Origin of the sequence: Donghicola eburneus (assembly GCF_900115865.1) — a bacterium.
Lineage (GTDB): Bacteria > Pseudomonadota > Alphaproteobacteria > Rhodobacterales > Rhodobacteraceae > Donghicola > Donghicola eburneus.
Map to the genome: position 1 here is coordinate 216638 of NZ_FOXY01000006.1, position 25718 is coordinate 242355.

Below are 25718 nucleotides of genomic sequence, written 5' to 3' on the forward strand. Positions count from 1 at the left end.
GCAGAGAGCGAGCCCAAAATGTGATCTACCCTGAGGTGAATCTGGCAAATTTGATGATCCAATTTTCATTTTGAGCATCTTTTCTGATCTGAATATGCCTAAATACTGATCACTCTGGATCACAAAATTCAAGTAAATCACACTTTCGATGGCATTAAATACTCTGGCTCGCGATATTAATAGTCGATGGCCTTTACTGCGCGGTGCGCACTGCGCAGCATCGAGAAAAGGCAACAAAATACCAGTTGATCCAAGGTTTTGCGCCATTGGATTGTGCCGAGTGAACGAGAGGTCCGCTATGCCATCCCCTGAAACCCCGACGACGGATAGGTCCGGCCAAGCGCAATCTGGCGCGTTTCAAAATGTGATCAGATTGGGTGCTGGCGCCCTCATGGTCTTGCGCCGTGTCGTGGACAGCGTTGCGCTCTTGCTCTTGGCGTACATGGCGGGAGCCATCCTGATCCAGATCATCGGTCGCTACTTCTTTAACTATTCGATCGCATGGAGCGAAGAGACCGCCACATTTGCCCAAGTCTGGCTGACCTTGCTCGGTGCTGGGATTGCCATGCGGTACAACCAGCACGTCGGGGTTGACGTGCTGATCCGCAAGGCGCCGCTGCCTGTTCAGCGGGTTTGTAATGCGGCTGGTTTGGCCTTGGGGGTCTGGTTTTTGGCGGTTGTAGTCGTCGGGTCGTTCTCGATGGTGGCGATTGGCTTGATCGTCAAATCACCCGCTCTGCGTATTCCGATGGCCTGGCCTTACATGGCTCTGCCGGTCGGCTTTGGCTACTTTCTGATCGAATTTGCCGTGACCTTCGCGCCCAAGGTTCTGCGCCCTGAAACTGACAATTCTGAGGTGCTCGCATGATTTTCGCCGGCGGAGGTTTCCTTCTTCTTCTTGTGTCGGGTGTTCCGATTGTTCTGGCCCTTGGGATCGCGGCTCTGGTTGCGATCGAACTGACCACCACAGTGCCCCTTTCAATCGTGGCGCAACGGGTCTATGGCGGGATCAGTTCGTTTACCTTGATGGCCATCCCGTTCTTTGTCGCCTCGGGTCTGCTGATGGAGGCTGGCGGTATCGCGCGCCGGTTTGTGAACCTTGCGAGCGCATTGGTGGGCTGGATCACTGGCTCGCTCTATCTGGTGTCGATCGTGACGGGCACAGGTCTGGCGGCGATTTCCGGCTCTGGCTCGGCGGATACCGCGGCCATCAGCGCGGTTATGACTCCCGAGATGCGCAAGCGTCGGTACAACATTGATCTGGCTTCGGCCGTGATTGCAGCGTCAGGCTCGTTGGCGTCGATCATCCCGCCGTCGATCGTTATGATCGTGATCGCGATTACCGCGAACCAGTCAATTGGCGCTATGTTCCTTGGTGGTATCGTTCCCGGCTTGCTCGTTGTCGCGGGACTTATGGGGGGCTGCTGGTTGCACGCCCGTCAGGACGAAGCTGTTCAAACCGACCGCGAGGATTTCAGCTTCGACAAGCTGGTCAAAGCCTTCGTTGCGGCGCTGCCCGGGATGATCGTTCCGATCGTGATCATTGGTGGTATCATCGGCGGCGTGTTCACCGCGACCGAAGCGGCTTGTGTGGCGCTGTTTACCACACTGCTTGTGACCATGGGCATTTACCGCGAGATCACTTTCAAAGACCTGCCGCGCATCTGCCTCAAGGCGATCAGCCTGTCCGCTACTGTTCTGATCATCGTTGCCACAGCCTCGGTCTTTACGTGGTTCATCGCGACCCAAGGTCTACCGGCGATGCTGCGTGATTGGTTGACTGGCATCACTGACAGCCCCTTCGTTTTCTTGCTGATCGTGAACGTCCTGTTGCTGATTGTCGGCATGTTCATGGAAAGCATCTCTGCTGTCCTGATCTTGCTCCCGATCCTGCTGCCCATTGCGCGCAGTTACGGTATCGACCCCGTTCAGTTCGGCGTCATCACCGCGCTGAACCTGTCCATCGGCCTGATCACACCGCCCTATGGCATCTGTCTGTACGTCGCCGCGACCGTTGCTGGCCGCCGGATCGAACAGGTCTCTCGCAAGGTGTGGCTGCCCCTTCTTTGCATGCTGGCCGCGCTGATGCTGGTGACCTTTGTGCCTGCTGTTTCTCTCTGGTTGCCGTCGGTCCTGATGTGATCGGCGGACGCCAACTCCTCCTCCTCCAACCAAAACATCAACAGGGAACTACCATGAAAACCGTATTCACCACTTTTGCCGCTGTCGCCGCTCTGGCAGCTGCCGTGCCTGCCTTCGCTGCCGACTACACCTTCAAGGCCGCGCACACCAACGCTGCGAACGAAGTGCAGGACATGGGCCTGCAAAAGATGAAAGACCTGCTCGAAGAGAAAACTGACGGCGCTGCGACCATCGAAATCTACGCAGGTGGCCAGCTGGGTGACGAACAGCAAACCGTCGAAGGTGTAATGATGGGCACCGTCGATATCGCCATGACTTCGAACGCGATGCTGTCGAACTACGTCGAAGACTACAAAGTGTTCGATCTGCCCTTCCTGTTCCCCTCGATCCCTGCGCTGGGTGAGAAGGTTGACGCCAACTGGGGCATGATGGAAGAATCGGCGAACGAGTCTGGTTTCGAATTGCTGGCAGTCTTTTCGTCGGGCATCCGTCACCTGATGACCGCGAACCCCGTAAACTCGATCGAAGATCTCGAGGGCATGAAAATCCGCACCATGCAGAACCCCGTGCACGTCAGCGCCTTCCGCGAGTATGACGCGAACCCCACCCCGATGTCCTATTCAGAGCTTTACGGCGCGCTGCAGTCGGGCGTTGTTGACGGCGCCGAAGGTGCCTCGACCGGTTACGATGGCATGAAGTTCTACGAAGTTGCGCCCAACTTCGCGCTGGTCGGTTGGCTGAACATGACTGCCCCGATCACCATGCAAAAGTCCAAGTTCGACGCACTGCCCGAGGATATCCAGACCGCGCTTCTGGAAGCAGGCTCCGAGGCTGCGACTTGGCAGCGCCAGTACGTTGTTGATCAGGAACAGCCCCTCTTGGACAGCTTCCGCGAAAAGGGCGTGAACATCACCGAACCCGATACCGCTCCGTTCATCGAGGCGTCGAAGCCCCTCTATGCAACCGAGCTGACCACCGATGGCCAGAAGGCGCTGTTCGAAGCGCTGACCAACTAAGTTACCCCCCTGTCGGGGCCTGCACCCCCTTCCGTTCGTCCGCAGGCCCCGACGTTTTTTGAAAGATTACCCAATGCTCGATATCGCTATCCGCAACGCCGAAATTGTTACCGCCGGTGACCGCATCCACGCCGAGATCGGCATCCGCCAAGGGCGCATCGTCGCGATCGCCGAAAATGTCGGGCTGGCGCGGCAGGATATCGACGCCAAGGGCCTGCTGGTTTTGCCGGGCGGGATCGACGCGCATGTACACCTTGAACAGCCTCAGGGCGGCGGCGTGGTCATGGCCGACGGATTCGAGAGTGGCACGCGCTCTGCCGCGGCGGGCGGGAATACCACCGTCATGCCCTTTGCCCTGCAGCAAAAGGGACAGTCCCTCCGCGAGGCAGTTGATGCCTATCATGCTGCAGCCAAGGACAAGTGCTATGTGGATACCTCTTTCCACCTGATCATCACCGACCCGACCCCGCAGGTGCTGGGGCAAGAGCTGCCCGCTATGGTCAAGGCGGGATATACGTCTTTCAAGGTCTTTATGACCTATGACGACATGGTGTTGAACGACCGTGAACTACTCGATGTTTTCGATGTGGCCCGCCGTGAAAAGGCGATGGTCATGGTCCATGCCGAAGGTTACGACGCGATCAAATACATGGCCCGCCGTCTGGAAGAGGCCGGTAAAACTGCGCCCTACTACCACGCCGAAAGCCGTCCCCAGAGTGTTGAGCGCGAAGCCACCCACCGCGCCATTTCCCATGCAGAACTGACCGACGTGCCGATCACCATCGTTCACGTGTCGGGCCGCGACCCGATGGAACAGATCCAGTGGGCCAAGAAGCGCGGAATGAATGTCTATGCGGAAACCTGCCCGCAATATATCGCCCTGACCGCCGATGACCTGAAGGGTCTGAACATGGACTTCGAGGGCGCGAAATACGTTTGTTCGCCGCCGCCCCGCGATCTGGACAGCCAGAAAGCGATCTGGGAAGGCCTGCGCGACGGGACGTTCGACATCTTTTCCTCCGACCACTGCCCGTTCCGGTTCGAAGACGAAAAGGGCAAGGATGTCCCCGGCGCGCGCACCAATTTCAAATGGGTGCCGAATGGTATTCCGGGCGTCGAAACGCGCTTGCCGATCCTGTTCTCCGAAGGCGTCAGCAAGGGCCGCATTTCGATTGAGCGGTTTGTCGAACTGACTGCGACCAATCCCGCGAAACTCTTTGGCCTTTACCCGAGAAAGGGAACTATCGCCGTGGGCGCGGATGCAGACCTTACCTTCTGGGACCCGGAGCGCGAAGTCACGATTTCCCAATCCCTGATGCACCACGACTGTGATTACACGCCGTACGAAGGGCTTGCGGTCAAAGGTTGGCCTGTCCGCACTATTTTGCGAGGCGAGACAATTGCCCAAGAGGGTGACGTCTTAGGGGCGCCGACCGATGGCGAATACCTGGACCGTGGCACCAGCCGCGCTTTTGGAAACTAAAGAAAGCCCAAACGACGGCTCCAGGCCTCCGGCGCTCCGCGTCAGGAGGCCTTTTTCTTGTTTGGCGCCGGCAAGAGCGTTTCCGGATCAATCCCGCGTTTGACGGCGATGTCCCGTACGGCAGCTTGGATCGCTTTGCTGCGTTTCAGGAGTCTGCGGAATGGCATTTCGTCCAGCGCGAGCAGGGTCGAAGGGGCGATCGCCTTGACCTCGGCGCGGGTGGCTTTGTTGGCCAACAGCGCCATCTGGCCGAACATCTCGCCACGGCCAAGCCGGCGGGTCTGGCCGCCAACCTCGACTTCGACGGCGCCAGATTCAATGAAGTAGACGGTCTTTGCTGGCCGGTTCTTTCGCGTCAGGGTCTCGCCAGCGTCCACGTAGGTGGTGCGCAGCGCGCGACCGAGGCGTTTGAGCGTTGCTGCATCGAGATCGGCAAACAAAGGCAGCCGGCGCACCAGATCAGTGCGGCGCAGAGCGATGTCGAGCTTTGGACGCTTTTCTTCGGCAGCGCGGCGGGCCGCGAGGTCTTGCATCAGCGTGGTAAAGACTTCGGCACCAATCAGCCCGTCATCGCGCATCGCGGTGTATTCCCGTTCTTCGAGGCGCAAGGCAGTGCGGCGGATAAAGCGGCGCTCTAGCTCTTCGGCATAGCCGGGATATTGCAGGCGCAAGCCGTCGAGCGCGGTTTCGACCAGATCAATCCGGCGGTTCAACATTTCTTGCAGCAGATCGGCCACGCGCCGCCCGTGAATGCGGCGGATGCGTCCGTCGATGAACTTGCCCAAATCGCGCAGGATCAGCTGTTGGGACAATAGGAATTCGAACCGGTCCGCCGTCATTCGCGCTAGGAAACCGGACATGCCGAGCCTGTTGTTCATCATCACGCTCAGGCGGAAGGACGCGCCATAGGCGACACTGCGGCGGGCGGCGCGTTGATAGCCACTGCGACCTTGGGCGCGTGCGCCTTCGAGCAGGCGGTCGGCCAGAAACAGGACTTGTTCTGCCATCCGCGCAGAAATGGTGCGTTCGTGGACACGGGCCAGAATAGTGTCGCGCTCGTGGCCTGCCAGCGAAATCAGACCCAGCGTAATGCGGTCGCGGTCCAGAATATTGGCGCTGGCCTCGGCATTTTTGACTGCGTTGTCGAGACGCGAACCGAAATGCTTGGCCTCGGACCGGACGATGTCGCGGCTGAGTTCGTAGTTCTCGGTCGTGCGAGAGACCTCTTCGCGGACGGTCTGTAGCGCGACCGCGACCACCTGACGGGACAGCGCTTCGTCAATCGGGGAAAGACGGTCGAGACCGAGCCGACCGATGATCCAGCGCAGCGTTGTACCCTGCGCGATCAAGGTAAACAGCGCGAACCCCGTCGCAAGAATGCCGACAAGGCGCTTGGTCTCGTCGGGAACGCGGAAACTTTCGGTTACGGCCAGAGCCAGTGCCAGCGTGACTGCTCCGCGCAGACCGCCCCACAGGATGGCGACGCGGTAGGGCCGCTCGACCGCGGGCGACGCGCGCATTAAAGTCAGCAGGGGAAGCAGGCCGAACAGGATCACAGCGCGCGCCGCAATCGCCGCGAGCACGACAACTCCGATCAGTGCAACATCGGTCAGATGTATCCCGCCAAGAAGCCGCGGGATTAACAAGGCGGCAAGGATAAAGATGAGCGCGCCGGCCCAATGGGCGAGCACGTCCCAAAGCTCTCGCATGTTGGTCCATGTCTGAGGCTGCAGGCGCCCTGGTGCGGTCAGGTTCAGGGTCAGACCTGCCGCCACGACCGCAATCACACCCGAGGCTCCAACCGATTGCTCTGCGCCGATGTAGGCCAGATAGGGCAGAGCGACAGAGATCGACAATTGCGCCAACTCATGCTGGTTGAACAGGGCCATCACACGCACCGCGAGCCGTGCCAGTACCCATCCGGTAAAGGCCCCGCCCGCGATCAACACGGGGAAGCGGGCCACGGCTTCGCCAAGTTGGGGGTCGGGCACGCCGAGCATGACAAAGCCCATGAATAGACCGAACAAGGCAATGGCGGCGGCGTCATTCAGTAGGCTTTCGCCTTCGATGATGCGGGCCAGGCGTTGGGGTGCTGAAATCGAGCGAAAGATCGAGACAACCGCCGACGGGTCGGTGGTCGAGACGATCGAGCCGATCAGCAGACACGCCGCCAACGGCAGGCCGCTGACATAGGACAGGGCATAGCCGACGCTGAGCGTGGCGACAACGACAGCGACCACGGCCAGCAAGAGGATTGGCACCCAGTCGTCGAGCATGCGCCGTAGGTTCATTCCCAAGGTCGCTTGGAACAGCAGGGTCGGCAGGAAAACATAAAGAAAGACATTGGACCGGATCGGCAGGCCAAGGATCGCCTCTGCCACTGGATTCAGCGCGTCTGTCAGTTCCGTCTGTAGAAAAAAGATCGCGCCGACACCGATAAGCGTCCCGACGACCGCCAGAATAACGCTGAACGGCAGTCGGAGCCGCGCGGCCAGTGGTTCAGCCGCGCCGATTATCAGAAAAAGAGATGCTATGATCGTGGTAATGATAACAATATCCATGCGCTGCCAATTACCATGAGTTTCACAATCAGGAAGAGCCTATACGTTCACGTATGTGTTTGTTCTGAGACTATTGTCGGAAATGCCACGGGTTCAGAGCAACGTGCGGCTCGTGTGGGGCTCCGCATAGGTGCGCCTTGGGTGAAGACTTTGACATTCGGCCATAGTGACGCTATATAGTGTCATAATCTCCGATATTGGGTGGCTGTTATGACGATCCTGCAATATGCCGAGGGCGGGCTGTTTGAGCCCAAGAAAATCGCCTCTGTCCTGCGCACCTCGAGCGAGGAGGTCGCGCAAACTGTTGGGCTGGGCAAAGATGCGCTTCAGCGCCGTGCTCGCATCCAGTCAGACAGAACCCAGCGCCGGCTGCGTGAACTCGTTGAGGTTTTGAGTAAGGTGCAGCCGCGTTTTGGGTCGGACTTGATGGCATACGCATGGTATCGGTCAGAGCCTTTGGCGGGTTTCGATGGGCGCACGGCGATGCAGCTGGTCCAAGAGGGCAAAGCGCAGCAGGTTCTTGAGTATATCGATGCAGTCGACGCGGGTGTCTACGCCTGATGCCCTTGGAAAATGGGCGGTATGAGGGGCCGCTGTATCGGGCTCTTAACCCTGTCTATGCGCGCGATCCATTGTCCGGTCGGGGCGCGGGGCTCTATGGCGGGCGGTTCAACCCCAAGGGTTGCGAGACTCTTTACACCGCAATGGATCCGGCCACAGCCTTGCGAGAGGCCAATCAGGTTGGCGATCTGCAGCCGACGACCCTTGTCCAGTATCGCGCCGATCTGGGGCCAGTTTTCGACACACGGGAGACAGCCGCTCTGCACGGCTATGGGATGACGGAGGATGGGCTCGCGGACCGCGGGTGGCGCAGTGCGATGTTGGACGGGCGGGCCGTTCCGACGCAAGATTTTGCACGCGCTCTCATGGCCGATGGCTTTGTCGCTCTGTTGGTGCGCAGTTACGCGTTAGGTGCAACCGATGCGAACCTGAACCTAGTGCTGTGGAAGTGGGAGAATGGACTGTCTGTTGTTGATGACGAGAACCGATTGGGACGCATCTGAGCGCCTTAGCCTTCGTAGGGTTCGATCGCGTCGGCAGACAAAGCGTATCCCACATCCGCCAATTGGGTCGCGACAGAGGCGGTCCCAAACATGCCGGTGACTGTGACCGGCTCGAACAAGCCTTTGCTTTCGTATGGGGTTTCGGTTGAAACCAACACCAGCTGGTTCGCGGGCGGAGGCGGAACGTGCACACAGGCCCCGACATAGGGGACCAAAAGAAAAGCCGTCACACCTGTTCCAGAATAGTCGATCGGCACTACAAAGCCGGACATCCGCACGATTTGACCGTTCCAGTCGGTTTTCACGCCAGAAGACACCGGTTGGCTGGCGGCGGGGCCAGCCTCGTCATGGGGCATCACTCCGCGCAACGGGTTTCGAGCGGTGGCATCATCTGCGGGGACGAGATCGGTCCACTCCAAGTCAAACACTGCGTCTGCTCGAAGTGCCGTCGCGGTTAGCAACGTAGCGGCAAGACTTGTGCATAAGTTTCTGCGTGTCAGGAGCATCGTGCCATCCAAAGATTGCGTGTCGGTTACCCCTATATGGTGGACCGATTATATCCGCACAACCATGCCATCAGCCAAAGACAAACGATAGGCCCGCAATGCTGGCAGCAGGCTGGCTACTGCCGCCGCGACAACAACCCCGAACAACACCAACGCTTCTTGGGTGGTGGGGGGCTCAATCGGCAACCAGAGCCCGAATGCGGCATCGATATAGGGCCGCGCGAGCGCAAGCCCGCCATAGAGCAGCACAATCCCCAAGCAGGCCCCGATTGCCGCCATAAGCATCGCTTCCAGCACTAACATGCTTAGGATCGTCACAGGGCTTGCCCCCATCGCGCGCCAGATCGCCATCTCGCGCCTGCGTTCGTTGAGGGAGGCAAAGATCATCGCCGTCATTCCCAGCAGCGCGGTCACGACAACCATACCTGACACGGCGATAAGCGCCGACTCGGCAACGCCAACGATTTGCCACAACTCCTGTAGGGCAACGCCGGGCATTACTGCGAGCAGTGGCTCTTCGGCGTATTCGTTCACCCAGCGTTGCAGGCCAAAGATTTGCAGACGGGATTTCGTGCCAACCAGCGCGGCGGTGATCGCGGTTGGGGTCAGGTCCATCTCTCGGATCGCCTCGACCGGTGTGGTGTTGCGCGTCATCGCGCCACTCTGCCAGTCCACATGGATCGCCTCGATTGCGTTCAGACCGACAATGACGGTGCGGTCCACGGGGGTGCCGGTCTTGGCAATGATGCCCGCAACGCGAAAGGGCTGATCTTCGTGCTGGGTAAACGATGCGATGCCGTGCGAAACGACAATCGGGTCCCCGACCCGATAGCCGAGCGTTGCCGCCACATCCGCGCCGATGACAGCGTCATACAGGTCACTCAGGCCATGGCCTGACGCGAAATCCAGCGCACGGCCGCCGCGATACTGGTAGCGGTCAAAGAATTCTGGCGTCGTGCCCATGACCCGAAACTGGCGATGACTGTCACCCAAAGAGATGGGCACGATCCAGTCCACCTCGGGCCGTGCAGCGATGTCCTGATAGCTCTGCCAACTGACATTGTTCGTGGCGTTTCCGATCCTAAAGACAGAATACAGCAGCAGTTGTACTGATCCGGATCGCGCGCCAACGATTAAATCGGTCCCCGATATCGTATCAGCAAAACTGGCGCGCGCGCCTGTGCGAACCTTTTCCACCCCCATAAACAGCGTAACAGAGAGCGCAATCGCAAGGATCGTCATCCCGACGGTCAATGCGCGCGCCAGCAGAGAGCCAAAAGCCAATCGCAGGATCATGCCGCGCTCCTCTGGGTTGTCACGATATCGCTCAGGTCAATTACACGATCAAAATGGGTCGCGAGGCGGGCGTCGTGGCTCACCATCAAGACTGACGCGTGGGACTGCCTCGCCTGATTGAACATGAGTTTCAAAAAGCTCTCTTGGGTCGCTGCGTCCAGCGCCGATGTGGGCTCGTCCGCAACAATCAGGGGCGGGTGCCCAATCAGCGCCCGCGCTACGGCAACCCGTTGCTGTTGGCCCACACTAAGCTGCCCTGCTTTGAGATGCGGTGCGTCCTCTGGCAGTCCTAGATCACGGCAAAGGGTCGTAGTGGTCGCGGGGATATCCCCTGCACGCTTGCGCCTGCTTGGTGCGAACCGCAGAGGGAGCGCGATATTATCGGCGACGCTGGCATAAGGCAGCAGATTGAATTGTTGGAAGATTACGCCAATCTGCTCGGCTCTGAACCGATCGCGCTGCCCTGCACGCAAGGGGCCTAGATCATGGCCTGCCACGGCGACGGTGCCGGAACGCGCGGTGATGATCCCGCAAATCAGCGACAGCAGTGTCGATTTCCCAGATCCGCTCTCGCCCAACAAGAGCACACTCTCTCCTTGGGCGACCTCGAAAGATGGGCACGACAAAGTAAACCCACCTCGGCTTTGCCAGCCGAACTGTACGTTTGTCAGAGCCAAAGCGGGTGTCTGGGTCATTTCAGGCGGACGCTCGGGGTTGCGCGCGTGGCTTCGGCTGTGCCTGCGCCTTGGTCAGTGACATAGACGACCTCGATTTCTTGGGCGTTTTCGAACTGGTCGAAGTAGGGGAAGGTCACCTCGGTTACAGCCTCTGGCGCCACGCAGGTAAAGCCGTAGTGCGCGTGGAACTCGGTATGTCCGTCGCCATCATCGTGCTCATTCTCGTGGCTGTGTTCGTCTTCATGCGCGTGCTCTTCGCCCCCATGCTCTTCGTCGTGGTCATCCGCGAGATGCGCCTTGGCTTCGGTCATCGTGCACTCAGAGGTTTCGGGCATCTGAACCACGTTCGCAGGCTCTGCCAGCAGCTTTAACGCGCTGTCGATGGCAGCCTTGTCCGCATTTGTTTCGGCTTCGTATTCGAAACCAACCAGATCCATTCCCGGGGCTGTCAGAGAAATGGAGACAGATTGCCCTTCGATTGCGATCTCTAGCGTGCTGACGCCGTGTTCGTGGGCGTCCATGTCACGTGTGACTTGTGCGGCCATGGGTGTCGCAAGCGTGGATGCCAGAAGGGCTGCGGAAATTGATTTCATGGGTATGTCGTCCTTGTCGCGCAATAGGGTTATGACCGCGCGCTTCGCGTGATTCAACTAACAGAGGTGTTATGTGATAAGATAACATAACGCAACCGGTCGTGCGATGCGAAATCGGGCGAATGTCTATGCAATGCGCAGAAACTTGCGGATGCATTAACACTGAAGATGTTTTTGCGAGTGATTTGCAATTGCAATGCTAACGCGCTGCGTTATCTCTTTGCCAAGAGAATGAAGCGCGGCTGTGGGCCCCCGTCCAAGCGTGCTGATGGAAAGTAGGGTAAATGAGCATGATGAAACTGAAGAGCCTGATGTGTGCCGCTGCGATCGGGGCACTTGCAGGTGGCGCCGCACAGGCCGATCAGATGAAGGTGGTCACGACCTTTACCGTCCTTGCGGATATGGCGAGCCGCGTGGCGGGCGACACGGCCGAGGTCGTGTCCGTCACGAAACCGGGTGCAGAGATTCACGGCTATGCGCCCACCCCGCGCGATATTGTCCGAGCCTACGACGCGGACCTGATCTTGTGGAATGGCCTGAATCTGGAGCTTTGGTTCGAACAGTTTCTCAGCAACCTTGGCGATATCCCCTCGGCGACGTTGAGCGAAGGTATTGACCCGATCCCGATTGCGGCAGGCGCCTACGAAGGGCAGCCCAACCCCCATGCGTGGATGGGCCTAGAGAATGCTTTGATCTACATCGATAACATCACGCGGGCCTTTGCCGAGCATGACCCCGAACACGCGGAGACCTATGCTGCCAATGCTGATGCCTACAAAACTGAACTGCGCGAGACGCTAGAGCCCCTAAGGCAAGCGATTGCCTTGGTCCCCGAGCAGCAGCGCTGGCTGGTGACCTGTGAAGGGGCATTTAGTTACCTGGCTCGCGATTTCGGGATGAAGGAGCTGTACCTCTGGCCGATGAACGCGGACCAGATGGGCACGCCTCAACAGGTGCGCTCGGTGATCGACGGCGTGACGTCGAACAACATCCCTGTGGTGTTCTGCGAGAGCACCGTGAACACCTCGCCCGCGGAACAAGTGGCCAGAGAGACCGGTGCGGCCTACGGCGGCGTGCTTTACGTGGATAGTTTATCGCCAGAAGGCGGGCCGGTGCCCACTTATCTCGACCTGTTGAAGGTGACAGCGCAAACGGTTGTTGACGGGCTGACCGCGGAGACCAACTGATGATGCGGCATGAGCATTGCCCGCATGGGCGACACGAGTTTTGATGGAATGGTCCGAATGAAACACGACATTCAAATGTCCGGCGAGACGCATCTCGGAGACGGGATTGAAGCTCAGGATCTGACTGTCACCTACCGCAACGGACATACGGCCTTGCGGGACGCCAGTTTCCAGATTCCGCGCGGGACTGTCACCGCGCTGGTCGGCGTCAATGGCGCGGGCAAATCGACCTTGTTCAAGGCGATCATGGGCTTCGTCCCTGTGGCGCGCGGCGATATCCGGTTGCTCGGGCTTAGCGTCAAGGAGGCCCTCAAGCGCAATCTGGTGTCGTATGTTCCCCAGTCCGAGGAGGTCGACTGGACCTTTCCCGTGTTGGTTGAGGATGTAGTTATGATGGGCCGCTACGGCCACATGGGGTTCCTGCGCCGACCCTCCAAAGCGGATCACGAGGCCGTCGATGCGGCGCTGACTCGGGTGAACATGCAGGACTATCGCCATCGCCAGATCGGTGAGCTTTCGGGCGGTCAGAAGAAGCGTGTCTTCCTTGCCCGCGCTTTGGCGCAGGATGGTCAGGTGATTTTGCTGGACGAACCCTTTACCGGTGTGGACGTAAAGACCGAAGATCAGATCATCGCTCTTTTGCGTGAATTGCGCGAAGAGGGGCGGGTGATGTTGGTCTCGACCCACAATCTGGGATCTGTGCCCGAGTTCTGTGACCGCACAGTGCTGGTCAAGGGCACGGTGTTGGCATACGGCCCCACAGACACCACCTTCAATCGCAAGAACCTTGAGGCGGCGTTTGGCGGCGTCCTACGGCACTTCACTCTGGGCGGCACTGACCTGCACGATGACGAAGACGCGCGGCATGTTTCGATCTTTAGCGATGACGAACGCCCGCTTGTGCAATACGGCGACCGGACCCGAAAGGCGAAACGTAAGTCATGAGTGTCCTGCTAGAACCATTCAGCTACGGATATATGATGAATGCCATGTGGGTGTCGGCGCTGGTTGGCGGGGTCTGCGCTTTCCTGTCGTCCTACTTGATGCTCAAGGGTTGGTCGCTGATCGGTGACGCCCTGTCTCACTCGGTCGTGCCTGGCGTTGCTGGAGCCTACATGCTGGGACTGCCATTTGCTTTGGGCGCGTTCTTTTCCGGCGGTTTGGCGGCAGCGGCGATGCTGTTCTTGGCAGATCGTTCGGGGCTCAAGGCTGATGTGATCATCGGCATTATCTTTACCTCCTTCTTCGGGCTGGGCCTGTTCATGGCCTCTGTCAGTCCGATCTCGGTGTCGATCCAGACGATCACGATGGGCAATATACTGGCGATCACGCCCGAAGATACGCTTCAATTGGCGTTGATCGGGTTCATCTCGCTGGCGGTGTTGCTGGCCAAGTGGAAAGACTTGATGGTCACGTTTTTTGACGAAAGCCACGCGCGGTCAATCGGCCTGCGGCCCGGACTGCTCAAAGGGGTCTTTTTTACCTTGCTGTCGGCGTGCGTGGTGGCAGCGATGCAGACCGTCGGCGCGTTCCTCGTGATCGCGATGGTGGTGACGCCGGGCGCGACGGCGTACCTGCTCTGTGATCGCTTCCCGCGTCTGATTGTGACGTCTGTGCTGATTGGCGCGATCACCAGTTTCGCGGGTGCCTACATCAGCTATTTCCTGAACGGTGCGACGGGTGGAGTGATCGTGGTGCTCCAAACACTGATCTTCCTTGCGGTCTTTGTTTGGGCCCCAAAACATGGCGTCTTGGCCGCGCGACGTCAGGCCGCCGCTGCCCTGCAGCAGGAGCAATCTTGATGTTCGATACGCTGCTTATGCCCTTTATCTTTCCGTTCATGCAAAATGCATTCTGGATTGCTTTGATTGTGTCGGTGCCGACAGCGCTTCTGTCCTGCTTTCTGGTGCTCAAGGGCTGGGCTTTGATGGGCGACGCGGTCAGTCACGCGACCTTACCTGGGATCGTTCTGGCTTATATCTTGGGGCTTCCGCTGATCATCGGCGCCTTTGCGGCGGGTATGGTTACCGCGCTTGCGACGGGCTACCTGACCGAAAACAGCCGGATCAAGCAGGACACCGTGCTCGGCGTCGTTTTCTCTGGTATGTTTGCGCTGGGTATCGTGATGTATGTCGCGATCAACACCAACGTACATCTCGATCACATCCTCTTTGGCAATATGCTGGGGGTCGGGGCTCAGGACCTGTGGACGGCAGGCGCGATATCGGTGCCTGTAGCCGCTGTGCTCATCCTGAAATGGAAGGACTTTATGCTGCATGCCTTTGATCCGGCGCAGGCGCGGGTGTCGGGGTTGCCCGTTGGCTGGCTGCACCATGGCTTGCTGGCGATCCTATCGCTGACCGTGGTGTCCACGCTGTCCGCAACAGGGCTGATCTTGGCCATCGGACTTCTGGTCGCGCCGGGCGCGATCGCATTCTTGCTTGTGCGCAGCCTCAAGCACATGCTGATCGTCTCGGTGGTGGTATGCGCGGTGTCGATGGTCAGCGGGGTCTACCTGAGCTTCTTTATCGACAGCGCTCCTGCACCGACCATCATCTTGGTGCTCACGGCGCTGTTCATCGTGGCGTTCGTACGCAAGTCGATCCAGACACGCCGCGCTTCTGCGGCGTTCTAACCTTAGCCAGCCAGCCGTTCCAACTTGCCCGCTCTCAGTCCATAGCCTCGGGGCGCGATCTTGGCGCTGAATTCGGGGTTGTGGCTGATCAGCAGAATAGCCTGGGGCAGGTTCTGCAAGATCTCGATCAAGCGCGCCTCGTTCTCCACGTCCAGCGCATTTGTCGGTTCGTCCAGCAGCAGCATTTCGGGCTCCATCGCAAGGACGGTGGCCAGCGTTACCAAGCGCTTTTCCCCGCCTGACAGGCGATGGGTGATCCGGTCGCGCAGGTGTGTCAGATGCAGTTGTTGCAGGATATCATCGACGATGGCCAAAGCTTCGTCGCGCGATTTGCCCAAATTCAACGGGCCAAAGGCGATATCCTCGGCCACCGTTGGACAAAAGAGTTGATCGTCCGGATCTTGGAACACGTAGCCGATGCGGCGGCGCACTTCGGCGAATTCGGTTTCTGTCCGGCGCTCTTGGCCAAAGGCCAGAACCTGACCACTGCTAGGTCGCAGCAGGCCGACCGCAATCTTCAGAAGTGTGGATTTTCCCACGCCGTTTGGTCCAACGATGGACAGCCGTTCGCCTGCGTGAATGGTCAGGTTTGCGCCCTCGAGCACAGGCGCGTGGGCCGGATAGGCAAAGGAGATGTCGCGAAGTTCAAGCAAAGGCATGGCGGAATTGGACCACAAGCAGAAAGACGGATGCGGCCGTCATCAGCGCAGCAAACAGCCAATCCCGATCCGTCATCCGGAATTGTTCTAGCAGCACGAACCGCCCCATAAAGCCCCTGCATTTCATGGCACCAAGAACGCGCTCGGACCGCTCTAGCGCGCGGACCAGCATCATCCCGACCAGATAGCCAAAGCTGCGGTAGGTGTGCCAATTGGTGCCAGGGCGGAATCCGCGCATCTTCATCGCGGCGCGCAGGCGCATGTACTCTTCGCGCAGGGTCTCGATGTAGCGTGTGGTGAACATTAACAGTTGCACCAGTTGTTCAGGCATCCGCAGGGCGTGCAAGGCATGCCCCATAGTGACAGGCTCCATCGAGCCGACCAGACACATGAGTGCGAGGATGACAGCATTCGCGGTCAGCGCGATTTCGACCGCTTGGCGCAGCCCCTCCCACGAGGCATCAAAGCCGAGAAAGGTGAACATCGGTGTTCCCGCTACGGAAAACGGCAGTAGGATCAGGGTAAAGATAATGAAACCGTCCATAGCTGCCATGCGCTTGAACGTGCGTTTTGCAGGCAAACCAGACAAGGGCAGTAGTGTGACTGCGACCAACACGGCTAGACACAAGGCGATCAGGTCGGACAGGGATATAACAACCACAGCGAAGAGGGCGGCCAAGACGATCCGCATGCGCGGGTCGAGATCCGGAATGTGCCCCATTGTCATCATGGGGCCTATCCGAAGTGTTTTCTCGGGGTTGGTCAACCGATCGCTCATCCCTTAACCCTCCATGCGGCGGCGCGCCGCGATGTAGAAATACAGGCCGAACAGACCAAAGATGTAGCCTAGTCCGCCTAGAATTGTTTGAAGGTCATTCTTTTCGCGGTAGGCCGCTAGTTCGCGGCGCAGTGGGCGCATCTCGTCGCGCACGGCCTCGGCAATCGCCAAACGCTCTTCGCTGGACAAGGACGCAACGGTGACCCCGCCTGTTGCGGTTGGCGATGCGGGGGTGGTGCTTTTGGCTACGGTTTCTTCTGCAGCGGCCACGCCGAGGATATCTGCGATGTCATCTGCGGTCATTTCGGCCTCGGCCACATGACCTGCGCCCATATCAGCCTTGAAGATATGGGTGATCGCTTGTGTCGGAGCGTAAACAAAGAACCCGTCTGCGTCCGTGATGGCCTCGCCGATTTTGTTGCCTGCGCTGTCGAATGCCTCAATCACAGCGCCAGATGACATGTCGCCGTTGGAAAACCCGAGTTCCCCTTCGACAACATCGCCGGATTTGAAGATCGCAAAGATCACCTTGTGCGCGGCCGCGGGCAGGGGCATCGCAAGGAGAGCAAAGATCAGAGCGAGCCCGCGGATCATGGGGCGACTCCCTTGACCGCGGTAAAGAGATCGGGCCGCACTTGACGCACCAGATAGACCGCTGCGCCGGTTAGCAGGGCCTCGATCACCATGACGGGGATGTGGGCCAGCAGCACCAACTTGGCCGCAGGAATGAACTCGTCCCCCGTCAAAGCCAACGAAAACGCGACACAGATCGTAGTCGCAGCGATGGAAAAAGCACCGCCGACACCGGCCCAAATCGCGCCTGACATCGGGGTTCCGCGCTCCACCAGTCGCCCAAACAGCAGCCAAGCCAGCACCGCGGGCGCTGCAATGTTCAACAGATTGACGCCGATGACCGTCACCCCGCCAAAGCCAAAGAAAACCGTTTGAAGCAAGAGCCCGACGAACAGCGCCGGAAACGCCGCCCATCCTAGGATCAGTCCCGCCAGCCCGTTCAGCACCAAATGGACCGAGGAAGGGCCGATCGGCACATGGATGAGCGCGGCGACAAAGAAGCTGGCCGACAGGATGCCAGTCGCGGGGATACGCTCTAGGGTCAATTGCTTGAGCCCCATCGCGATACCGCCAATGGCCATGGCCGTTCCGGCGATAACAACAGGGTTCGACAGCGCTCCGTCAACGATATGCATGGTTCACTCCATATCGTAGGCGTTGATCCAGAGCACGGCATCTTGGCTGAGCTCTTTGCCATCATGTTCGGTTGCGGGGCCAGAGCCGAGTGCGGCAAAGCCCCACCAGCCTGCCTTGGGCACACCAAAGGTGAAGTATCCGTTTTCGTCCGAAATCGCGACCAAAGAGCCACCCGACATGGGCTGCACAGTCGGTGCCGACGCGGCAAAGCTGTCAATATCAGGCGCTGCGGCGACGTATTCGATCTCGATCTCGATCCCTGCCGCGGGCTGGCCTTCGGACAGGACCTGACCGGTGAATGATGAACCTGCGATCACGTTATAGGGTTTGACCAGAGGCAGGATCTCGGTAGGTAGGCCAACCGGTGCCATCCAGTCAGTAGGCAGTTGGTTGCGGTTGAACACCACCTTGGTCAACTGCTGAATATATTTGTCTTCGCTGGGTTCGTAATAGGGGACCGGCTCGGTCACCAGCACATAGTCGCCAGAGCGCTTGACGGGGACAGAGGCTCTGAAGGCCGCACCTGTGTTCTCGGCGCCTTGGAAATTGGTGGGCTTGAGACGGTTCATCAGGTCGGTTTTTTCGCCGTGATGGATCATATAGAACGCTTGCGGCGTCTCCATGTCCATGACGTGACCGTTGTCAAAAGGGTGCCAGAAGACCAGTGCCAGTGGCACGTCGCCGGGACGGGCGATCTGGGTGTCATCTGCGTAGGGCAGGACGAAGTGCGCCTGCGCGGTGTAGGGGAGCAATGCCGTCATCGCTGCCGCTATAAGTTTCAAAGTCATATCATACCTTTCAGGCGTGCGGGCAAAGCCCACGGATGAAAGGACAGAAGGGAAGCTGGACACGGTAGATGTTTAAACCTGCCGAGCCAGACGCTCACCCCGGCGTCCGGTTGGGTAAGGCCGGTTTCCCGACCCTGTGACGGCAGGTCTCCTGGCTCGCGGGTCGATGTGCTGTCATGCCTTCCCGAGGATGATCCCCAGTGGCCCCTTGGACGCACTCTCCGCTTACAGTTGCGGGGGCAGCCACGGTTTTGGTCCCTGATGGGTACGCCGCACCGTGTTCCCTTTTACTTCTGCTGCGCCGTGTCGCGCGTTGCAGAACCGTTCACACGTTTGTAATGGGCAATTGGACCCCTTGAGTCAATTGCCAAGATTGTCCCTTCGGACGTAGATATTGCGCGCAAGTCATGGGGTGCCGTCTTTGACGCAGCAAGTGTCGGTCGGCACCTTTGGACAGGCAATTTAGGCGGGTGCAACTGTGATGCACCCAGCTAAAAATTCCGCACTTTGGACACGATTTATTCGATGGTGATGGCGAGACGCTGGGTCTCGCCCGTGCTGCCGGGAATCTTGATGTAGTATGAGCCGGGCTTCAGCGCGATAAAGCCGATCTCCATCTCGCCGGCCTCGTCAAACTCGATGGAGTCAAGTCCGAGGGGGCGGATTTCCAGACCTTCGACCACGATCTCGTCGATCCAGATCGCGCGAAAGAATTCGGGGCCGACCAGCGCCAGTTCCTGACTGCCGTCGCCCTGAATTTCGAACTCGTAATAGCTGCCGGATTTCAGCACCCAAGGTTCCGAAGTCAGCGGCATGCCCGCGCTGAGTTGGATGGGTTCGAGGTCATGCTTGTTTTTGGCGGACAACAGACCGGCCATGCCGAACTTCATGTCATCATCGTCGTCGTCATCCGCCATCGCAGCCATGGGCAAGGTGGCCGCGATCGCTAGCATCGTGATGAATTTTCTCATGGGTCTGGTCCCTTAGTCGGTCGGGCGGAAGGCGGCACCCCACGGGAAGCGGCCCACCTTGATTGTTTTCAGCGCTTTGCGCTTGGCTACGTCTACGACCGTAACATCGCCAGAAATCCCGTTCGTGGTGAACAGGCGCGACTTGTCTGCGTTGAACGCCATGTGCCAAACGCGGCGGCCGACCAGAATGTAGTCTTCGACCTCGTAGGTCTCGGCATTTACGACGGCCAAATGGTTCGATGGCCCCAGCGCGACATAGGCGAACTTGTCCCCTTCGCCGAGTTCAAAGCCCACGGGCTGGATGCGATCGGGGTGGATGTTCGGCAGTTCGAAGCGGATCTTGGCTTTTTCCGTCTGTGTCGCGGTGTCAAAGACCGAAATGCTGCCGCCGATCTCTGCACTGACCCACATCTCGGCGCCGTCTTTCACGAATTCGGCGTGGCGCGGGCGCGAGTCCACCAGCGTATTGGCAAACAGTTCCTGCGTTTCTGTATCGATCCAATGCGCCATATTCGTGGTTTCAGAGGTCGTGATCGCGATCTTACCGTCTGGCGAGACAGCCATGCCTTCGGGTTCGATGCCAACGTCAATCTGGGCGATCACCTTGCGGCTCTCGACATCGACTACCGTGGTGATCGCGTCGTCTTCGTTGGCAATATAGAGGTGCTTGTTATCAGGATGCAGGACGAATTGCTCGGGGTCTTCGCCCGATGGCAGGTCATGCAGAATTTCGCCAGTAGCGGGGTCCATCACCTGTACCGCGTCGCTGTCGGATGCACAGATGTAGACGTATTTGTAGTCGTGACTAAAGGTAATCCCGCGCGGGCGCTCGCCGGTTTCGTAGGTGTGGCTGACCTCCATCGTTTCGATGTCAATCACGCTGACGGTATCGTCTTTTTCGTTCGTAACCCAGATTTCATCGGCCAAGGCAGGATGTGCGGCCATCGCGGCCATCACAGCGAGTGTCGAGATACGCATGATTATTCCTTGAAAGCGGTGCAGGAGCTTTCGGGCGCGTCCACGCCCAAGGTGTCGAGTTCGTTGGTTTGGTGCATGAAGCCGGGCAGGGGGGCTTGCATCACCATGGCGCGGCTGGTGACCAGCGGCACGGGTTGGCGCATCTGGCCGTTCCAATCGCGAAAGGTTTGCGGCGTTCCTTTGAATCCCGCCAGCGCGAAATCAGGCGATAGCATATAACTGCGCAGGGTCGCCGCATCGGCGGCGTTGGTGCGGGTCACGGCTTCTCCGATGCTGCGGATGGCAGCCCATGCGCCGTAATCTTCGGGCTCCATGCTGCGGCCCGCAAGCTCTCCGAAGCGGGAATGCAGCTGCGCGGCGCCCCACTGTTCGACCACAGGTGCCCAAACTTGGGGAGAGATTCCTTCGCTGCCCGCCACCGGACGGGGGAGCCACGTGTTATAGGCCACATAACGCCCGAAATCCTCGGCCTCGTCCGCAATCAGAAGGACGTCATAGTCGCGCAAGTCTTGGGTAAAGAGCGGCACTTCGGCCGCCGCGTTCCGGCGCATATCCGCATCAAAGGCCCAGGTTTTGGTTTCGCCGAACTTGAGACCGAATTTGGTGGCCGAATATCGCAAAGCCTCGGCATAGGCGGTGTCCTGAGGGTAGGTGCCTTCGATCATCGCCAGTTTTCCCCAGCGCTTGAACAGAAAGTACTGCATCAGCGCATCGGTCCGCATGGCCAGCGATGGCGCGGTATGCAGCACGTTGGCGCGGCAGGCCTCGTCGCGCAAAGCGCTATCTTCGGCTGTGGCGTTCAGGATCAAGGCGTTTTCAGCCTCGGGTAGGTCTGCAATCTTTAGCAAAAGATCCGACGACACATCAGTGACCAACAGGTCAGAGGTCTGCAAGGCAGTCTTGGCGGCAGCGACGACATCATCGCCCACGGGCACGTCGTGCAGGGTCAAGCTATACCCGTGTTTCAGGAATTTTCCGGTGGTCGCGTTGTCTTTGATCGCAAGTTCGGCGCCCTGAATGCTCAGGTCTTCGGGGCGAGGGTCGAGATTCGAGAGCGTCGCGATCTCTTCGATCTGCTCGCGCAGAAAGTGGACATTGATGTCCAAGCCTTGGGCGTGCCCCGACAACGGGATGAGCCCCGCAAGCCACACAGCCGCGACGGTTCTGAAACGCATGAATTTTCCTCCCTGATCGCAGGCTATGGAGACTCGATCAGGGACGAAATTAGACCATGGTCTGATGGCGGTCAGCCCCGTCCGGACGTGTGGGCCGCCGTGCGGGACTATGGGCCGAAATGCGCCGTTACTCTGCCGCGACTTGGGACGCTACGGGGCGGCTCCGATAATTCAGGATTGGGGCGAGCCAACGCTCGGCTTCGGCCACTTCCATGCCTTTGCGGGCGGCGTAATCTTCGACCTGATCGCGCTCTACCTTGGCCACGCCAAAATAATAAGCGTCCGGATGCCCGATATAGAGGCCGCTGACCGACGCGCCGGGCCACATGGCCATGCTTTCTGTTAGCGCGATGCCGGTGTTGGCCTCTGCATCCAGCATTTTGAAAAGTGTGACCTTTTCAGTGTGATCGGGCTGAGCAGGATAGCCAGGTGCGGGGCGGATGCCGCGATAGGGCTCTTTGATCAGCTCGTCTGGCGTGAAGGCTTCGTCCTTCGCGTAGCCCCAGTAATCGCGGCGTACACGCTGATGCAGCATCTCGGCCATGGCTTCAGCAAAGCGGTCGGCCAATGCCTTGACCATGATCGCGCTGTAATCGTCACCTGCGTCTTCGAATTTCTTGGCAATCGTATCCTCTTCGGGGCCCGCAGTGACCACGAAACCGCCCACATAGTCAGGCGTGCCTTCGGGCGCGACGAAATCGGCGAGCGCGAGATTGGGGCTGTCTTTCCGCTTTGAGGTCTGCTGACGCAGGGTGTGCAGCACATCAAGCGGCTGGGTCCGAGCGTCGTCGGCAAACAGCTGAATGTCATCACCCGTACGGTTCGCGGGCCAGAAGCCGACCACGGCGCGGGGCTTGAACCACGTCTCTCCGATAATCCGCTGAAGCATCGCCTGCGCGTCGGCAAAAAGGTTGCGCGCCGCCTCGCCGTATTTCTCATGCTCTAGTATGCGGGGGTAGACGCCCTTGAGCTCCCAAGTCTGGAAAAACGGCGTCCAGTCGATGTAGCGTGCGATCTCCGCCAGATCCCAGTCTTTGATCACCTTCTGGCCAGTGAACTTCGGAGCCTGAACAGTGTAATCAGTCCAATCGATTTGCATGGCGTTCGCGCGAGCCGCAGCCAGGGGCAATCGCTGCTTGGCCAATTCCGCCCGTTCATGACGTTCGGTGACCTCGGTGTATTCCGAGCGGATGCCCGCGACGTATTCATCCCGCTGCGTGTCACTCAGCAAGGCAGACACCACGCCAACCGCACGGCTCGCGTCGGTTACATAGATCGCTTGATTGCATTGGTACTGCGGGGCGATTTTTACTGCCGTATGCACCTTTGACGTAGTTGCGCCGCCGATCAGAAGGGGCACGTCGAAGCCTTCTTTTTCGAGCTCGGTCGCCAGATGCACCATTTCGTCCAAGGACGGCGTGATCAGACCCGAAAGCCCGATGATATCGACGTTATGCTTGCGGGCCTCTTCCAGAATTTTCTGGGGTGGGACCATGACGCCAAGGTCGATGATTTCGTAGTTATTACAGGCCAGAACCACGCCGACGATGTTCTTACCGATATCGTGAACGTCTCCCTTGACCGTGGCCATCAGGACTTTGCCCGCAGCCTCGCGGCCATCGCCGCCGTTTTGGCGCTTCTCTTCTTCCATGTAGGGCAGGAGCACGGCCACGGCCTGCTTCATAACCCGGGCGGATTTCACCACCTGCGGCAGAAACATTTTGCCTGCGCCAAACAGATCCCCGACCACGTTCATGCCCGCCATCAAAGGGCCTTCGATCACATGCAAGGGGCGCTCTGCCTGTTGTCGCGCCTCTTCTGTGTCGGCATCAATGAATTCTGTGATGCCATTGACCAAGGCATGTTCCAACCGCTTGTCGATGGGCCATTCGCGCCAGGACATGTCCTTTTCGCGGGTTTTGCCACCGCCCGCGCCGCGATAGCGTTCTGCGATCTCCAGCAAGTTTTCTGTCGCGTCTGGGGTGCGGTTCAGAACCACATCCTCGCAGGCGTCGCGCAGGTCGGCATCGATCTGGTCATAGACCGCCAGCTGACCGGCATTGACGATGCCCATATCCATGCCTGCCTGAATGGCGTGATAGAGGAAAACTGCGTGCATTGCCTCGCGCACAGGCTCGTTGCCGCGGAAGCTGAACGACAGGTTCGACACTCCGCCCGACACATGGGCGTGGGGCAGGTTCTGGCGGATCCAGCGGGTGGCCTCGATGAAATCGACGCCATAGTTGTTGTGTTCTTCGATGCCGGTGGCGACCGCAAAGACGTTGGGGTCAAAGATGATGTCTTCGGGCGGGAAGCCGACCTTTTCGGTCAGCACCCTATAGGCGCGTTCGCAAATCTCGATCTTGCGCTGAAGGGTGTCGGCCTGTCCTGCCTCGTCAAACGCCATGACCACGACCGCCGCGCCATAGGCAAGGCAGAGGCTGGCGTGGTGGATGAACGCCTCTTCGCCCTCTTTCAGCGAGATTGAGTTCACCACCGGTTTGCCCTGCACGCATTTCAGGCCGGCCTCGATCACCTCCCATTTGGAACTGTCGATCATAATTGGCACGCGGGCGATGTCGGGCTCGGCGGCGATCAGGTTCAGAAAGTCGATCATCGCCTGTTTGCTGTCGATCAGACCTTCATCCATGTTCACGTCGATGATCTGTGCGCCATTTTCCACCTGATCGCGGGCCACGTCCAAAGCGGTGGCATAGTCGCGGTTGGTGATTAGCTTGCGGAACTTGGCCGAGCCAGTGACGTTCGTCCGCTCGCCCACGTTCACAAAGGGGATGTCCGCGGTCAGGACAAAGGGTTCCAGACCGGAAAGACGCAGAAGAGGTTTAGACATCGGCGGTCTCCTTGATCTGGCGCGGGGCGTAGGGGGCGACATGTTCCGCGATGGCGCGGATGTGGTCAGGCGTGGTGCCGCAGCAGCCGCCTGCTACGTTGATCAGACCTTCGCGGGCGAAGACCTCGACCAGTTTGGCGGTTTGCTCGGGCGTTTCATCGTATTGGCCAAAGGCGTTGGGCAGGCCCGCGTTGGGGTAGGCACAGATGCGGGTGTCCGCAACACCTGCCAGTTCCGCCAAATGGGGCCGCATGGCGTCCGCTCCAAGGGCGCAGTTCAGACCCACGGTGAAGGGCCTCGCATGGCGGACCGAGTGCCAGAAGGCCGTGGGCGTCTGTCCCGACAGGGTCCGGCCTGAGGCATCGGTGATGGTGCCCGAGATCATGATGGGAAGTTGCCGCCCCACTTTGGCAAAGCTTTCAAGGGCCGCGAAAATGGCCGCTTTGGCGTTCAGCGTGTCAAAAATCGTCTCGATCAGGATCAGGTCAGAGCCGCCCGCGATCAGTCCGTCGATCTGCTGGCCGTAGGCCGCGCGCAGGTCGTCAAAAGTCACGGCGCGGTAGCCGGGGTCATTCACATCGGGGCTGATGGATGCGGTGCGGTTGGTCGGTCCAACAGCGCCTGCGACCCAGCGGGGTTTGCCGTCCTGCGCTGTTGCGCGGTCTGCGGCGCGGCGGGCGACCTGTGCGCCCGCGACGTTCAGATCATGGACCGCGTCTTCCAAGCCATAGTCAGCCTGCGCGATGGTGGTCGAAGAAAATGTGTTGGTTTCAAGGATATCTGCGCCGGCCAGAGCAAAATCTAGTTGCAGATCTTCGACGGCCTGAGGCTGGGTCAGGACAAGCAGGTCGTTGTTGCCCTTTTGCGGGTGGTCCGAATGGTGCCTGCATTTGGGTCCGTGAATGTGACCGTTCGCGGTAAAATCCTCTTCGGTCATATTCAGGGTCTGGATCATCGTTCCCATGGCTCCGTCAAGGATCAAGATCCGCTCATCGGCGGCTTGGATGAGGGCATCATAGGAGGGGCTGCGCGGCAGCGAGAGAGAGTTCATAAGGGCACCTGCTTTCTACGCAGGGGCCTAACATGCGGGCAGTCCAAAGCATAATTCATGCTTTTCGACTTTGTTATGAGGTGGCCTCATGATCCTAA

Annotated in this window: 25 protein-coding genes and 1 riboswitch; of the genes, 10 read left to right on the top strand and 15 right to left on the bottom strand. The window is 59.1% G+C overall.

Annotated features, from left to right (window positions below; genetic code table 11):
- Positions 1 to 298 precede the first annotated feature (298 nt).
- The 4 genes from BM225_RS12655 to hydA all read left to right on the top strand — a co-directional run bounded on the left by BM225_RS12655 (position 299) and on the right by hydA (position 4641).
- Positions 299 to 868 carry a TRAP transporter small permease gene (locus BM225_RS12655; RefSeq protein WP_092464735.1) on the top strand — a complete coding sequence of 190 codons (570 nt, stop codon included), beginning with the start codon at positions 299 to 301 and terminating at the stop codon, positions 866 to 868.
- Complete coding sequence (locus tag BM225_RS12660) at positions 865 to 2142, top strand: TRAP transporter large permease (RefSeq protein WP_092464736.1); 1278 nt, start codon at positions 865 to 867, stop codon at positions 2140 to 2142. Before BM225_RS12655 ends, BM225_RS12660 begins: the two co-directional genes overlap by 4 nt.
- A gap of 53 nt (positions 2143 to 2195) precedes the next feature.
- Positions 2196 to 3158, top strand: a complete 963-nt coding sequence (locus BM225_RS12665; RefSeq protein WP_092464737.1) for a TRAP transporter substrate-binding protein — start codon at positions 2196 to 2198, stop codon at positions 3156 to 3158.
- Positions 3159 to 3231: 73 nt separating this feature from the next.
- Entirely contained in the window at positions 3232 to 4641 is a 1410-nt protein-coding gene (gene hydA / locus BM225_RS12670; protein WP_092464738.1) for a dihydropyrimidinase, read from the top strand.
- A 41-nt stretch (positions 4642 to 4682) separates the two neighbouring features.
- Here the strand turns inward: hydA and BM225_RS12675 are convergent, their stop codons facing one another.
- Complete coding sequence (locus BM225_RS12675; protein ID WP_092464739.1) at positions 4683 to 7202, bottom strand: cation:proton antiporter; 2520 nt, start codon at positions 7200 to 7202, stop codon at positions 4683 to 4685.
- Positions 7203 to 7412: 210 nt separating this feature from the next.
- Here BM225_RS12675 and BM225_RS12680 point away from each other — a divergent pair, with 210 nt between their 5' ends.
- Together BM225_RS12680 and BM225_RS12685 are read left to right on the top strand one after the other, a co-directional pair.
- A complete protein-coding gene (locus BM225_RS12680) occupies positions 7413 to 7763 on the top strand; it encodes an MbcA/ParS/Xre antitoxin family protein (protein WP_092464740.1) in 351 nt (116 codons plus the stop codon).
- Complete coding sequence (locus BM225_RS12685; RefSeq protein ID WP_092464741.1) at positions 7763 to 8266, top strand: RES family NAD+ phosphorylase; 504 nt, start codon at positions 7763 to 7765, stop codon at positions 8264 to 8266. Before BM225_RS12680 ends, BM225_RS12685 begins: the two co-directional genes overlap by 1 nt.
- Before the next feature lie 5 nt (positions 8267 to 8271).
- Here BM225_RS12685 and BM225_RS12690 read toward each other — a convergent pair whose 3' ends face one another.
- From BM225_RS12690 to BM225_RS12705, 4 genes are all read right to left on the bottom strand, one after another.
- Positions 8272 to 8694, bottom strand: a complete 423-nt coding sequence (locus tag BM225_RS12690; RefSeq protein WP_245780485.1) for a DUF3299 domain-containing protein — start codon at positions 8692 to 8694, stop codon at positions 8272 to 8274.
- Positions 8695 to 8820: 126 nt separating this feature from the next.
- A complete protein-coding gene (locus BM225_RS12695; RefSeq protein ID WP_092464743.1) occupies positions 8821 to 10068 on the bottom strand; it encodes an ABC transporter permease in 1248 nt (415 codons plus the stop codon).
- Positions 10065 to 10763, bottom strand: coding sequence for an ABC transporter ATP-binding protein (locus BM225_RS12700; RefSeq protein WP_092464744.1), 699 nt, complete (start codon positions 10761 to 10763; stop codon positions 10065 to 10067). The genes BM225_RS12695 and BM225_RS12700 overlap by 4 nt, the downstream gene beginning before the upstream one ends.
- Positions 10760 to 11338, bottom strand: a complete 579-nt coding sequence (locus BM225_RS12705; RefSeq protein ID WP_092464745.1) for a DUF2796 domain-containing protein — start codon at positions 11336 to 11338, stop codon at positions 10760 to 10762. Before BM225_RS12705 ends, BM225_RS12700 begins: the two co-directional genes overlap by 4 nt.
- A 293-nt stretch (positions 11339 to 11631) precedes the next feature.
- Between BM225_RS12705 and BM225_RS12710 the strand changes: the two genes are divergently transcribed.
- Genes BM225_RS12710 through BM225_RS12725 form a run of 4 tightly spaced genes read left to right on the top strand, consistent with a single transcriptional unit; the run spans position 11632 to position 15160 of the window.
- Complete coding sequence (locus BM225_RS12710; RefSeq protein ID WP_143095389.1) at positions 11632 to 12525, top strand: metal ABC transporter substrate-binding protein; 894 nt, start codon at positions 11632 to 11634, stop codon at positions 12523 to 12525.
- 57 nt (positions 12526 to 12582) lie between these two features.
- Positions 12583 to 13470 (top strand): manganese/iron ABC transporter ATP-binding protein, encoded by an 888-nt coding sequence (locus BM225_RS12715; RefSeq protein WP_276326956.1) that lies wholly within the window; start codon positions 12583 to 12585, stop codon positions 13468 to 13470.
- The gene (locus BM225_RS12720; protein ID WP_092464746.1) at positions 13467 to 14327 is read left to right on the top strand and encodes a metal ABC transporter permease; all 861 of its coding nucleotides are present in this window, start codon (positions 13467 to 13469) and stop codon (positions 14325 to 14327) included. The genes BM225_RS12715 and BM225_RS12720 overlap by 4 nt, the downstream gene beginning before the upstream one ends.
- Positions 14327 to 15160: a metal ABC transporter permease gene (locus tag BM225_RS12725; protein WP_092464747.1), complete on the top strand. Its 834-nt coding sequence runs from the start codon at positions 14327 to 14329 to the stop codon at positions 15158 to 15160. Before BM225_RS12720 ends, BM225_RS12725 begins: the two co-directional genes overlap by 1 nt.
- Before the next feature lie 2 nt (positions 15161 to 15162).
- Here the strand turns inward: BM225_RS12725 and BM225_RS12730 are convergent, their stop codons facing one another.
- From BM225_RS12730 to BM225_RS12775, 10 genes are all read right to left on the bottom strand, one after another.
- Positions 15163 to 15819, bottom strand: a complete 657-nt coding sequence (locus BM225_RS12730; protein WP_092464748.1) for an energy-coupling factor ABC transporter ATP-binding protein — start codon at positions 15817 to 15819, stop codon at positions 15163 to 15165.
- Entirely contained in the window at positions 15806 to 16597 is a 792-nt protein-coding gene (cbiQ, locus tag BM225_RS12735) for a cobalt ECF transporter T component CbiQ (RefSeq protein ID WP_092464749.1), read from the bottom strand. Before cbiQ ends, BM225_RS12730 begins: the two co-directional genes overlap by 14 nt.
- Before the next feature lie 3 nt (positions 16598 to 16600).
- Positions 16601 to 17191, bottom strand: coding sequence for a cobalt ABC transporter permease (locus BM225_RS12740; protein ID WP_338060992.1), 591 nt, complete (start codon positions 17189 to 17191; stop codon positions 16601 to 16603).
- Complete coding sequence (gene cbiM / locus BM225_RS12745) at positions 17188 to 17805, bottom strand: cobalt transporter CbiM (protein ID WP_092464750.1); 618 nt, start codon at positions 17803 to 17805, stop codon at positions 17188 to 17190. Before cbiM ends, BM225_RS12740 begins: the two co-directional genes overlap by 4 nt.
- A gap of 3 nt (positions 17806 to 17808) precedes the next feature.
- A complete protein-coding gene (locus BM225_RS12750; RefSeq protein ID WP_092464751.1) occupies positions 17809 to 18594 on the bottom strand; it encodes a DUF4198 domain-containing protein in 786 nt (261 codons plus the stop codon).
- Between the two features lie 124 nt (positions 18595 to 18718).
- Positions 18719 to 18935, bottom strand: a riboswitch (cobalamin riboswitch).
- A gap of 177 nt (positions 18936 to 19112) precedes the next feature.
- Positions 19113 to 19565 (bottom strand): hypothetical protein, encoded by a 453-nt coding sequence (locus tag BM225_RS12755; protein WP_092464752.1) that lies wholly within the window; start codon positions 19563 to 19565, stop codon positions 19113 to 19115.
- A 12-nt stretch (positions 19566 to 19577) separates the two neighbouring features.
- Positions 19578 to 20543: a YVTN family beta-propeller repeat protein gene (locus BM225_RS12760; protein WP_092464753.1), complete on the bottom strand. Its 966-nt coding sequence runs from the start codon at positions 20541 to 20543 to the stop codon at positions 19578 to 19580.
- Positions 20544 to 20545: 2 nt separating this feature from the next.
- The gene (locus BM225_RS12765) at positions 20546 to 21718 is read right to left on the bottom strand and encodes an ABC transporter substrate-binding protein (protein ID WP_092464754.1); all 1173 of its coding nucleotides are present in this window, start codon (positions 21716 to 21718) and stop codon (positions 20546 to 20548) included.
- Between the two features lie 127 nt (positions 21719 to 21845).
- Complete coding sequence (metH, locus tag BM225_RS12770; protein WP_092464755.1) at positions 21846 to 24569, bottom strand: methionine synthase; 2724 nt, start codon at positions 24567 to 24569, stop codon at positions 21846 to 21848.
- A complete protein-coding gene (locus BM225_RS12775) occupies positions 24562 to 25620 on the bottom strand; it encodes a homocysteine S-methyltransferase family protein (protein ID WP_092464756.1) in 1059 nt (352 codons plus the stop codon). Before BM225_RS12775 ends, metH begins: the two co-directional genes overlap by 8 nt.
- Between the last annotated feature and the right edge of the window lie 98 nt (positions 25621 to 25718).